This is a genomic window from Actinobacillus vicugnae, assembly GCF_901687125.1.
Classification (GTDB): domain Bacteria; phylum Pseudomonadota; class Gammaproteobacteria; order Enterobacterales; family Pasteurellaceae; genus Actinobacillus; species Actinobacillus vicugnae.
In genome coordinates this window covers 174,025-186,213 of record NZ_CABFJY010000033.1, presented here as the reverse complement: position 1 = coordinate 186,213, position 12,189 = coordinate 174,025, and the positions used below count along the sequence as shown (strand labels likewise).

The 12,189-nt window shown below is 38.4% G+C and carries 12 protein-coding genes and 1 rRNA gene; 4 read left to right on the top strand and 9 right to left on the bottom strand.

Going from position 1 to position 12,189, the window contains the following annotated elements:
• Positions 1 to 179 precede the first annotated feature (179 nt).
• A 5S ribosomal RNA gene (gene rrf, locus F8M47_RS08120) occupies positions 180 to 295 on the top strand.
• Between the two features lie 314 nt (positions 296 to 609).
• Here rrf and F8M47_RS08115 read toward each other — a convergent pair.
• The gene (locus F8M47_RS08115) at positions 610 to 2,064 is read right to left on the bottom strand and encodes an aminoacyl-histidine dipeptidase (RefSeq protein WP_150539611.1); all 1,455 of its coding nucleotides are present in this window, start codon (positions 2,062 to 2,064) and stop codon (positions 610 to 612) included.
• A 176-nt stretch (positions 2,065 to 2,240) separates the two neighbouring features.
• Here F8M47_RS08115 and gpt point away from each other — a divergent pair, with 176 nt between their 5' ends.
• The 3 genes from gpt (at position 2,241) to tdeA (ending at position 4,935) form a co-directional block, all read left to right on the top strand.
• Positions 2,241 to 2,714 carry a xanthine phosphoribosyltransferase gene (gpt, locus tag F8M47_RS08110; protein ID WP_150539610.1) on the top strand — a complete coding sequence of 158 codons (474 nt, stop codon included), beginning with the start codon at positions 2,241 to 2,243 and terminating at the stop codon, positions 2,712 to 2,714.
• Positions 2,715 to 2,799: 85 nt separating this feature from the next.
• On the top strand, positions 2,800 to 3,423 hold the full coding sequence (gene gmk / locus F8M47_RS08105; protein WP_150539609.1) for a guanylate kinase: 624 nt from the start codon (positions 2,800 to 2,802) through the stop codon (positions 3,421 to 3,423).
• A 120-nt stretch (positions 3,424 to 3,543) separates the two neighbouring features.
• The gene (gene tdeA / locus F8M47_RS08100; protein ID WP_150539608.1) at positions 3,544 to 4,935 is read left to right on the top strand and encodes a toxin/drug exporter TdeA; all 1,392 of its coding nucleotides are present in this window, start codon (positions 3,544 to 3,546) and stop codon (positions 4,933 to 4,935) included.
• Positions 4,936 to 4,978: 43 nt separating this feature from the next.
• Here tdeA and F8M47_RS08095 read toward each other — a convergent pair whose 3' ends face one another.
• From F8M47_RS08095 to dnaX, 8 genes are all read right to left on the bottom strand, one after another.
• Positions 4,979 to 5,278: an RnfH family protein gene (locus F8M47_RS08095; RefSeq protein WP_150539607.1), complete on the bottom strand. Its 300-nt coding sequence runs from the start codon at positions 5,276 to 5,278 to the stop codon at positions 4,979 to 4,981.
• Complete coding sequence (locus F8M47_RS08090) at positions 5,268 to 5,702, bottom strand: type II toxin-antitoxin system RatA family toxin (protein WP_150539606.1); 435 nt, start codon at positions 5,700 to 5,702, stop codon at positions 5,268 to 5,270. Before F8M47_RS08090 ends, F8M47_RS08095 begins: the two co-directional genes overlap by 11 nt.
• Positions 5,703 to 5,750: 48 nt before the next feature.
• Complete coding sequence (modC, locus tag F8M47_RS08085; protein ID WP_150539605.1) at positions 5,751 to 6,806, bottom strand: molybdenum ABC transporter ATP-binding protein ModC; 1,056 nt, start codon at positions 6,804 to 6,806, stop codon at positions 5,751 to 5,753.
• Between the two features lie 8 nt (positions 6,807 to 6,814).
• On the bottom strand, positions 6,815 to 7,504 hold the full coding sequence (gene modB / locus F8M47_RS08080) for a molybdate ABC transporter permease subunit (RefSeq protein WP_150539604.1): 690 nt from the start codon (positions 7,502 to 7,504) through the stop codon (positions 6,815 to 6,817).
• A gap of 61 nt (positions 7,505 to 7,565) precedes the next feature.
• Complete coding sequence (gene modA / locus F8M47_RS08075; RefSeq protein WP_150539603.1) at positions 7,566 to 8,324, bottom strand: molybdate ABC transporter substrate-binding protein; 759 nt, start codon at positions 8,322 to 8,324, stop codon at positions 7,566 to 7,568.
• 92 nt (positions 8,325 to 8,416) lie between these two features.
• Positions 8,417 to 9,178 (bottom strand): ABC transporter permease, encoded by a 762-nt coding sequence (locus tag F8M47_RS08070; RefSeq protein ID WP_150539602.1) that lies wholly within the window; start codon positions 9,176 to 9,178, stop codon positions 8,417 to 8,419.
• A 1-nt stretch (position 9,179) separates the two neighbouring features.
• The gene (locus tag F8M47_RS08065) at positions 9,180 to 10,088 is read right to left on the bottom strand and encodes an ABC transporter ATP-binding protein (protein ID WP_150539601.1); all 909 of its coding nucleotides are present in this window, start codon (positions 10,086 to 10,088) and stop codon (positions 9,180 to 9,182) included.
• Positions 10,088 to 12,151: a DNA polymerase III subunit gamma/tau gene (gene dnaX, locus F8M47_RS08060; RefSeq protein WP_150539600.1), complete on the bottom strand. Its 2,064-nt coding sequence runs from the start codon at positions 12,149 to 12,151 to the stop codon at positions 10,088 to 10,090. Before dnaX ends, F8M47_RS08065 begins: the two co-directional genes overlap by 1 nt.
• Between the last annotated feature and the right edge of the window lie 38 nt (positions 12,152 to 12,189).

Below are 12,189 nucleotides of genomic sequence, written 5' to 3'. Positions count from 1 at the left end.
AATTGCCCGAGAGGCTTAACTATACAACGCTCAAGTGTTTTTGAGGAAACACGCAGCAAATGATACGAAGCGAAAGCTAAGTAAGAAAAGCGAAAAGACAAAGAAAGAAACTTTAGACAGCTTGTTTTTAATTTTAAAGATACAAAGAACAAAAAGACAGGATATCATCAACAGAATATTCTGGCGACCAGAGTGCTGTGGCTCTACCTGACTCCATTCCGAACTCAGAAGTAAAACGCAGTAACGCCGATGGTAGTGTGGGGCATCCCCATGTGAGAGTAGGGCATCGCCAGATTGAATTAAAAAGCACCCCGTGGTTATGAGAATGACCGCGGGGTGTTTGCTTTGTGGGAAAAGGCTTTTTCACTCTCGTGATACTGTTTAGTTATTTTTATGTTTTAGCGGTTTAAGACGCTAAACCAACAATCAGGCTCAAACTGCAAAAAGTTAAGCGAATCCGACCGCTTGCTATCAACTCCATCTGTCTTAAATAACAAATCATTGCTTAGCTTTAAACCTTCCTCACAAATTAGTGGAATTTAGCCACTTGGAATCGGATAGTCATAGGCAAAAACGGCTAGATAAATTTCTAGCCGTTAGATATTTTATTTATTCCATTGGCGCCTGAGCCAGTAGTTTAGTTAATAACTTCCAATAAATTTCAACTGCGGGGATATGCACTTTTTCATCTGGAGAGTGGGCGTTGCGAATAGTCGGCCCAATAGAAACAAGATCCATATTTGGATAAACTTGTTTGATTAAACCACATTCAAGACCCGCGTGAATAACTTTAATTTCAGCTTCATAACCTAAAATTTCATCATAAATTTGCTTAGTAAGAGGGGTAATTAAAGATGAGGTATCAGGTTCCCAGCCTGGGTAATTTCCGCTAAATTCAGCCTGTGCACCAGTAAGCTGTGCTAAAGAGTTTATTTTAGTTCGTACCTCAGCTTTACCGCTTTCGATTAAAGAACGAGAAAGAATTGTCGCCACTAATGATTGGTTTTCAACTGCAAGTACACCAATGCTTAGAGATGTTTCAACCACATCTTTTACAACATCACTATTACGGATAATGCCGTTTGGAAGAAGGTTGAGCAAATGAATTGCTTTTTGTGTTGTTTCAGCGGTGAAAACTGAGGCTGTGGTATCGATTTTTTCTACAACTAAGGTTAAATTTGGCTCAGCAAGTTTAAGTTCTGCTTTTAAGGTTTGTTCTAATTTTGCTAAACAAGCGGTGATTTTTGCTTGATTATTTTCATCAAAAACGATCGTCGCAGAAGCTTCACGAGGAATCGCATTTCTTACAGAGCCACCTTTAATATCGGCAAGTTGAAAACTCACTTGGACGTATGTGTCTGCCAAAATTCGTGCTAATAATTTAATGGCATTGGCTCGTGTCGTATGAATATCGCAGCCTGAATGTCCGCCTTGTAAGCCTTTTAGAGTGATATTTAATGCATGATTAAATGGCGCATCTTGATACGCTAGCGGAAGGGTTAAATTAATATTTTCTCCGCCTGCACAACCAATATAAATTTCACCATTATCTTCAGTATCGGTATTGATCATAATATTTGATGTGAGCCAATTTGGACGTAAACCAAGTACGCCTTCCATTCCGACTTCTTCGCTCATAGTGAGCAATACTTCAATTGCTGGATGAGCAATATCATTTGCTTCTAATACAGCCATACAAGAAGCAAGCCCAATACCATTATCGGCACCTAATGTTGTGCCTTTGGCTTTAACCCACTCGCCGTCGATATAAGGTTGGATTGGATCCTGTAAAAAATTATGTTTTGTTGCTGCATTTGCTTGTGGCACCATATCTAAATGTGCTTGTAAGGCGATCGCTTGACGATTTTCCATTCCTGCAGTAGCGGGCTTACGAATTAATACGTTACCAGCTTCATCACGCTCAGCGAATAAATTGTTTGATTTTGCCCAATTTACGATAAATTCAGCCAGTTGTTCTTCATGATAAGATGGGTGGGGAATAGCACAAATTTTATCAAACCATTGCCATAATAATGTAGGAGAAAGTGTTGAAATTTCTGACATAAAAACCTCATAAAAAGAATATAAGCGGTCGAATTTTGGTAAAAAATTGCAAAAAATAGACCGCTATTGATGAAGAATAACGGAAATGATAGCACGAATGTGCATTTTAGGTTAAAATAACGTAATTTTTTTATTCGGTGCTTGGTCACCGCTTTTTTTTATCTAGGATATTTTGTATGAGCGAAAAATACACAAACGAAAAATATGTTGTAACTTGGGATATGTTCCATATGCACGCACGTAAATTAGCAGAGCGTCTTTTACCAGCGTCACAATGGAAAGGTATTATTGCGGTAAGCCGTGGTGGTTTATTTCCAGCGGCAGTACTTGCGCGTGAATTAAGTATTCGTCATGTTGAAACAGTATGTATCGCAAGTTACGATCACGATTCACAAGGTGAATTAAAAGTATTACACGCAGCACAAACTGATGGTGAAGGTTTTATCGTTGTGGATGATTTAGTTGATACAGGTAATACTGCAAAAGAAATTCGTAAAATGTATCCGAAAGCAAAATTTGTAACGGTATTTGCTAAACCAGCAGGCGCACCATTAGTTGATGATTATGTGATTGATATTCCTCAAGAAACATGGATCGAACAACCTTGGGATTTAGGTATAACATTCGTTCCGCCTCTTGCTCGTCAATAATTAAGCACGCAATAAAAATGGATAATTGAGGGCTAACTTGATTATCCATTTTCCATTTTTTGTCATTTATTATTAATTAAACACTATGAGTTTAGGTAACCTTTATATTCTTTCAGCGCCAAGTGGTGCTGGTAAATCTTCATTAATTAATGCATTATTAGCCGATTTGCCTCGTACAGAGGTTCAGCTTTCAATCTCTCATACAACGCGTAATCCTCGTCCAGCAGAAGAAGATGGCATGCATTATTATTTTACTAATCATGCAGAATTTGAAGCGCTTATCGAAAAAGAACATTTTTTAGAATGGGCGGAAGTATTTGGTAATTATTACGGTACTTCTTTGCCAATGATTGAAAAAAGCTTAGCGCAAGGCATTGATGTATTTTTAGACATTGATTGGCAAGGTGCACGTCAAATTCGTCAGAAATTGCCAAATGTGAAGACTATATTTATTTTGCCACCTTCTCGTGCAGAGTTGGAAAAACGCTTGTTTGGACGTGGTCAAGATTCAGCTGAAACGATTGCAAAACGTATGCATGAAGCTGTTTCTGAGATGTCTCACTACAATGAATTTGATTATGTTATTGTGAATGATGATTTCCAAACGGCATTAGGCGAATTAAAAAGTATTTTGACGGCAGAACGCTTGAAATTAGCAAGCCAAACGATTCGTCATCAGTCACTGATTGGACAACTTCTTTCAGAATAATAAGCGGTCAATTTTTGTAAAAACTTTCAAAAATGAATTGATCTTTATAATTACTAGCAGGGGCAATAAGATTTATTTAAAATATTGTTTCTTTTATTGCCTTCGTTTCAAGGAAACTGTATGAAACTTTCAAAATTAGCTTTAACGCTTTCCGTTGTGCTAGCTCTTTCAGCTTGTTCAACTAATATGAGTCAAGATGGTTCGCTTGAACAAGCACAAGCAACTTATCAACAATACGAAGATATTACTAAACAATTCCAAATAAATGAACAATGGTGGAGAGGTTATAATGATAGCCAACTTAATACGGTTATAGATCAAGCTATTGCCAATAACCTTGATTTAGCTAAAAGTGCGATCGCAGTAAATAAAGCGCTTTATAATGCCAATTTAGTGGGGGCAAATTTAGTGCCGACGTTTAGTGGGTCAGGCTCATCATCAGCATCAAAAGGTGTTGGTTCTACTTCAAATCAAATTTCAACAGGTACTTCAACCATTTCAAATAATGCGGCATTCAATTTAAGCTATACTTTAGATTTATGGCGTCGTCTCGCTGATACCGCAAGCGCTGCAGAATGGGAACACAAAGCGACAATTGAAGATTTAAAATCAGCGCGTCTTTCGTTGATTAACTCAGTGGTGGCAACTTACTATCAAATTGCTTATTACAAAGACGCAATCAATGTAATCGAGCGCACCATTAAAAATTATGAGCAAATTTCTCGTATTCTAAATAATAAATTAGCCGTAGGGGCGATTGATCGTTTAGCGGTAGAGCAAGCGCAACAAGCAACATTAAACGCTCGTAATAACCTATTAACTTACCGTACGAATTTAAAAACGGCTGAACAAACACTACGTAATTTATTGAATTTAAAACCAAATCAATCATTGCCTAGTCGTTACCCAAGTATCCTTGGTGTAAAATTACAAGGTGTAGATTTGAATGTGCCAGTGTCTGCAATTGCAAACCGTCCTGATGTAACTGCTCGTTTACACCGCTTACAAAGCGCATTTAAAACATTAACTGCAACAGAGAAAAGCTGGTTCCCTACGATCACTTTGGGTGGTTCAATTTCGGGTAATGCATCAAAAGCTTATAACGTAGCGGATAACCCTGTTGGACAAGGTATTATTTCATTTGATTTACCATTCTTAGATTGGAATCGAGTGAAAAATAACGTGAAAATCTCTGAGTCAGATTATATGACCGCAAAATTAAACTATGAGCAAACCATTACCAGTGCTCTAAATGAAATAGATACTCATTATTATAGTTATGAACAGGCGCGTCGTAGTTACGCAACGCTCCAACAGACTTATGAGCATGATAAACGTATCAGCACTTACTATAAAAATCGCTATGAACAAGGTGCGTCTGAATTCCGTGAGTGGATTGCGGCAATGAATACTGAGTTAAGTTCTCAGTTATCTATCCTAAATCAGAAATATACGATCCTTTCTAGTGAAAATAGCGTATATCAATCAATGGCGGGTAAATATATTCGATAAAAGAAAAGTACGAGTAGTGAAAGATTACTCGTACTTTTTTATTTTACTTTTTGTTTTGCTCAGCGGCTCGCTTACGGCGAATTTCTTTTGGATCGGCAATTAAAGGGCGATAAATTTCGATTCGATCACCATTTTCCACCAGATCTGTTAATTTTGCAGGACGGCTAAAAATACCTACTTTATTGGTGCGTAGATCAATTTCAGTATGCTTTTCTAAGATTCCTGATTGTAAAATCACATTTTGAATTGTTGTTGCTGTATCTAGGCTAAGTTTTTTTAGAAAATATTTTTCTGGATAAGCATAAGCCACTTCAACAATAATTTTTTCAGATTCAGACACCATACACCTCTTTTGCTCGCTGTTTAAATGCATTGACCATTTTGATGGTCATTTCGTTAAACACTTTACCAAATACCATACCCACCATAGGATTTGAGAATTCAAATTCAAGTTGCAAGCTAATTTTACAACTTTGTTCATCAAACGCTTGAAAGCTCCAAGCCCCTTGCAAATAACGAAATGGCCCTTTAATTAAACGCATTTCAATCCGTTCATTTGGGATCATCGTATTGTGGGTACTGAAGGTTTGGCTAATGCCTAACTTTTGGATATGTAATTCCGCTTCTAGCTCTGTTTCGCCACGACTAATGGTGTTTGTTCCTACACAACCTGATAGAAATTGCGGATATTTTTCGTAATCATTAACGAGTTGATACATTTGCTCTGCGCTATAAGCAACAAGGGAAGATTGATTTACTATTGGCATGATTTCTCTCTCAAATAAGCGGTCGTATTTTACTAAATTTTTGCGTTTCTACAAAGAAACGCTTTTGATCTGCAAATATACTTCTTGATCGAGATGTAATGCCAATTCATCAAAAGACCACAAACTAATGCTTGCCCAAATCACTTGATTATAGACTAATACTGCTATATCAGCACGATCTGCCTGCTCAATAATTTGCGTGATCGTTCCTTTTAAAATATTGCGAATCGAACTATGATTTGGCTGAGTTAAACTGATCGATACATCTTTGCTTGCAATGCTAATTCGCAAATTATCGCCAATTTGGTAATGTGGCGTTTCATTGATCCAAATTTGCTGTGATCCTAGGCTTAAACCAATCATTTTATAAGTCGGTTGGTGTAAATAAATCGCCAATTCTAATAAACTCATTTTTTGTGATTCGGGTTGCCAAGCGGCAAAAGCTGGCGAATGCCAAACTTTGGAAACACTATCAAATGCGACAATTTTCCCTTGTTCCAATAAAATCAAATTATCAGCTAAACGGATAATTTCATCTAAGCTATGGCTTACATATAAAATGGGGATTTTAATTTGGCGGGCGAGCTTGCTAAGATAATTCATTAGCTCTTGTTTACGTGGCAAATCAAGTGCTGAGAGAGGCTCATCCATCAGTAATAATTGTGGTTCACTAAGTAGTGCACGCCCAATTGCAACACGTTGTTTTTCACCACCAGAAAGGCTGGCAGGGTAGCGAGTAAGTAAATGCTCAATACCAAGCAATTGAACAATTTGCGAAAAATGGGAAAAATCTGACCGCTTGTAGCCGTATTTGAGATTTTGCTCAACCGTATAATGTGGAAAAAGTCGATGTTCTTGGAAAACATAACCAATTCTGCGTTTTTCGGGAGCAATATTGATCCCTTTTTCGCTATCAAAAAGTGTTTGTTGGTTCAGGCGAATTACACCTTTTTGTGGCACAGACAAGCCTGCAATTAGGTTGATAAAACTAGATTTTCCTGCGCCAGAACGACCAAAAATAGCGGTAACTCCTTTATTTGGAATATCCAAATTGATATCAAGTTCGAGTTGTCCGAGTGTTTGATGAAGATTGATGTGAAGCATAGTAAATATTAATTCAGTAAGCGTTTTTGTTTTTCTGCGAAGCGTTCTGAGGCAAATAATGCAACAAGCGAAATAATAATTGAAACTGCACATAAACGTGCTGCTGCGAGTTCGCCATCAGGGGTTTCAATAAAGGTAAACAGTGCAGATGGAATGGTTTGAGTTTGATTTGGAATATTCGATACAAAGGTGATAGTTGCGCCAAATTCCCCGAGTGAACGGGCAAAACCAAGCACGGCACCTGCGATGATACCTGAATAAGAAAGTGGTAGGGTTAAAGTGAAAAAAACTTTAACAGGCGAAGCTCCTAAAGTACGAGCGGCTTGTTCTAATTTAGGATCAACGGCATCTAAGGTAAGTCGAATCGATCTTACCATTAGTGGGAAAGCCATTACCATAGAGGCGAGAACTGCGCCTTTCCAAGAAAAACTAAACGAGAATTCAAACCAGCGCCATAGATACTGACCAATAACGCCTTTTTTCGCCATTGAGATTAATAGTAGATAGCCGATTACTACGGGCGGTAATACCAGCGGTAAATGAACAATGCCATTCAGTAAATTCTTTCCCCAAAACTGCTTACGTGATAATAACCATGCGATAGCAATCGCAAAAGGTAATGCTAAGGTAACAGCGAGTAGTGCAATTTTTAGGCTTAAAATAATGGCATCAAATTCTTGAGATGTGAAACTAAACATGATTTGCTATAACCATAGATAATAAAAAAGGAATAGTGCGTTCACTATCCCTTTTACACAATTAATTTACTGGATAGAAACCAGCTGCTTTAAATTTTGCTTTAGCTTCAGGCGTTTTAAGGAATTCTAAAAAGGCTTTTGCTTCTGCTTTATCACTTACTGTTGCAGCTGGATAAACGACTTCGCCATAGCTTTCGGTTGGGAAGGTTGCGATCACTTTTACTTTATCCGATACTTTAGCATCTGTAGAGTACACAATTCCTAATGGTGATTCGCCTCGTTCTACAAATGAAAGTGCATCACGTACATTTTTGGCGGGCGCAAGTTTTGGTTCTAATTGTTGCCATAAACCATAATGAGCTAACGCTTTTTTAGCGTATTTTCCTGCAGGAACGTGGGCAGGATCACCAACAGACAGATAACCATTTGCTAAAATTTTAGCAAAATCGACCGCTTTAATTTCGGTTGCATTTAATGGGCTATCTTTTGGGGCAATCAAAACTAAATCATTTTTCACTAAAGTGCGAATATTTTGTGTTTTAGCGGGTTGCTTTTCTTTTAGATAATCCATCCATTTTAAATCAGCAGAAATAAACACATCGGCAGGCGCATCTTGCTTAATTTGTTTTGCTAATACTGAGCTAGAGGCGAAAGAAAACGTAACTTTGTCATTTGGATATTTTTTCGCAAAGTCTTGGTTAATTTCTTGCAAGACATTTGTCATTGAAGCAGCAGCGAAAACGGTAATATCCTGTGCAAAAGCAACGGTTGATGAAAGCGCTAATACTCCTATTAGTAAGGTTTTACGTAATTGTTTCATTTTATCTCCTTAAAAAAATTTATCACGAGAGCAAGCGGTCGGTTTTTAGCTGATTTTGGCAAATTCTCTCGTGTTATCCTTGGCAAAGAAAATCAGCTACGAAGCCCAACCCCCTTTTCTATCAATGAAAAGGCGAACCAGTATAACACTAGCATGAAGCAGATTAATACAGAAAAAGTGTAAATCACAGGCACATCACTAATGCCAAGAAAGCCATAGCGGAAGCCGTTAATCATATAAACAATCGGGTTAAATTTTGAAACCGCTTGCCAAAATTCTGGTAACAATGAAATGGAGTAAAACACACCACCTAAATAGGTTAAAGGCGTTAATACAAAGGTTGGAATTAGCCCTACATCATCAAAAGATTTGGCGTATATGGCATTAATCAAACCACCAAGCGCAAAAGTAATCGTGGTCATTAATAGGGTAAGGAAAATAATCAGCCATGAATGAATATCGTAAGAAACGAAAAAGAGTGATACCAACATCACTAAAATTCCTGCTAATCCACCACGTGCCACACTACCAGCCACATAACCCCAAATAATATCGTGGCTAGAAAGTGGGGAAACCAGTAATTCTTCATAGGTTTTAGTGAATTTACTTAGGAAAAATGAAGAAGCGCTATTTACATAAGAAGCCGTAATCGCGGTCATCATCACCAAACCAGGGGCAATAAATTGCATATAACTTACGCCATTCATATCACCAATACGACCGCCGATAAGTTTACCAAAAATCAGAAAATAGAGTGTAGTGGTAATAATTGGTGGCACAAGGGTTTGCTTCCAAATACGAATCACTCGACGTGATTCTTTGCCTGCGAGGGTAAAAAATCCAGTTAAATTCATATTAATTTGCCATACTCATAAATAATTCTTCTAAACGATTAGATTTATTGCGCATACTAGACACTTCAAATCCTTGAGCCGCAATTTGTTGAAACAGGTTTGTTAAGCCTTGCTCACGTTGTACTTCAACTTCTAAGGTATTTTCATCTAGCCATTTAAACGGATAATTTTGGATAACAAGCGGTTTATTTTCATCTGCTTTTTGCAAATCAAGTACAAAGGTTTCTGCTTCCAATTTGGCAAGCAATGCTTTCATCGAAGTATTTTCAATCAATACGCCATTTTGAATAATCCCAATATGACGGCAAAGATTTTCAGCTTCTTCCAAATAGTGGGTGGTTAAAATAATGGTTGTACCTTGTTTGTTTAGCTCACGTAGGAAATCCCATAAGCTACGGCGCAACTCAATATCTACCCCCGCAGTCGGTTCGTCTAAAATCAGTAATTTGGGGTTGTGCATTAAAGCGCGAGCAATCATTACTCGGCGTTTCATGCCACCCGATAGTTCACGAGTAAGATGATTTCTTTTTTCCCAAAGATCGAGTTTTTTCAACCACATTTGGGCACGAGTTACCGCTGTTTTATATGGAATGCCATAAAAGCCCGCCTGTTGAGTTAAAACATCAATCACTTTTTCAAATTGATTAAAGTTAAATTCTTGTGGTACCAACCCAATTTGCTGTTTAAGCTGAATTTTTTGGGTGTCCAGATCATAACCAAATACTTTGACGCTACCGCTGGTTTTATTCACTAGCGAGCTGATAATGCCAATAGTGGTGGATTTACCTGCACCGTTATGCCCAAGCAATGCATAAAAATCACCTTGTTCTACACATAGATCGATTCCTTTAATTGCCTGTACACCAGTTGGATACGTTTTAATAAGATTGGTTATTTCTAAAGCATTCATTATTCTTTATTCTCTGCAACGGCTCGAATGGTGCTTTCATCAATTTCCGCCTCAAACGTTTGGCGTAAAAGCATTAATTTTTCATCGTTCATTAAGGCTTTTTTTGCTTCAAGCGTTAAATTCTCAAAAATAGCACGGCGGATTTCAAGTGGCGTCTTGTGCCCGTTACTTTCACCAATGCTTAATTCATAGCTTAAGCCTTTTTCTTGCAATGCTGTGGCTAAACTTTGACGAGATTCGGCATTATCTAAATGCGCCATATTCGGTTTAAGGATCAATTTAAGTTGCTCGCCTTGTTTTTCTGCTAGATAACTGTTTAGCGCAACTTGGCGTGATAAACCACCAAGTTTCAACCCATTTACGATATTACACCATTCATCTTGTTCACAAGAGAGCGCAATCGTTTTTGCTACCAATTCAGGCGTACGTTCTTGCAAGATGGCTTGCTTGATATCAGATGGCTTTGCACTTTCATTTTGTGTTTCTAATTCTGGATTGAGCCAAGTCCAACGATAATCTTCATCATTAACAGGCTTGGCAGACTCTGTTGTTGTTTGAGTTTTAGCTTGTGTTTTTTGCGCGGTAGCTAAATTCATAAAACGCTCTTGTAAATTAGGCGTTTTAGTAGAACTTTGACCGCTTGTTGGCAATAGCGTTGGTTTAGCTAACTCAGGCTTTTTTTTTTCGTTTTGTGAAAGCTGTGCTTGAGTTTGTTGCAATTGCTTACGAGCTTGCATGGCGGCTAATGCAGGCGATGCTGAAACAGCGCTTTGAGTTGGAGCCGATGTTTGTGGGGAAACGGTCGAATTTTCTGGCATTCTTGCAACAGGATGTATTGCAAGATTGGATGAAGAATTAGCCGCTTGTGGCGTATGATTTTGCGTTAAACGGGTCTTTAATTGCTCAATATTTTGTTGAGGCGTGTGTGTGCTAACGCTTGCAACTACTGGTGTTGTCGTTGTAGTTGGCTGGCGATTGATTTCTTCAATTCGCTTTGGATGGAATGCCAGTGCGCGTAAAATCGTCATTTCTACGCCTGCACGTTGTTCAGGTGCAAACGCCAGTTCTTTTTTGCCCGCTAGTATTAATTGATAGAAAAATTGTACATCTTCAGGCGCAATGTGTTTGGCTAAAAAGTGAAGCTGTGTTTGTTCTTGCTCACTATTTTTTACTAATTGGAGCATTGCAATTTGATGTAATGTTTGCGCAATATCGGCTAAAAATTGTGACCAATCCACGCCTTTTTCTGCCACAGATTGGATTACCGACATTGTTTTTTCGCCATCAGCTTGTGCGAGTGCAGTCACCAATTCGACGGGTTGATGATCATCAATGAAGCCAAGCATTTGTTGTACGATTGGTAAACTAATATTGGCATTGCTTACCGCAATCGCTTGATCGGTTAAACTTAGTGAATCACGAATACTACCTTGCGCCGCTTTAGCTAGTTTTTCAATAGCATTAGATTCGTAGGGAATATTTTCCTGATTCAGGATATATTCAAGGTGATGAGCGATCTGCGACTGATCCAATGCACGCAAATGGAATTGCATACAGCGGGATAAAATTGTTATCGGCAGTTTTTGAGGATCTGTCGTTGCAAGTAAGAATTTAACGTACTCTGGTGGTTCTTCCAGCGTTTTCAGTAGGGCGTTAAAACTATGGCGAGAGAGCATATGCACTTCGTCAATCAGATACACTTTGAAACGTCCAACGGTTGGTTTGTATTGAACATTATCCAAAAGCTCACGAGTATCTTCAACTTTGGTGCGAGAAGCCGCATCAATTTCAATCAGATCAATAAAGCGACCTTCTTCGATCGCTTTACAATTAGCACATTCACCGCAAGGTGTGGCGGTGATGCCTGTTTCGCAGTTTAAGCCTTTTGCAAATAAGCGAGCAATTGAGGTTTTACCCACACCACGAGTGCCAGAAAATAGATAGGCGTGATGTAGCCTGCCTTCACGCAAGCTATTTTCTAGTGCAGATAAAACGTGCTGTTGTCCAACAACTTCTGAAAAACGCTGTGGACGCCATTTACGGGCTAAAACTTGATAACTCATTGCGACTCTAATGTAGAGCGGATAGTGAATATCCGCCT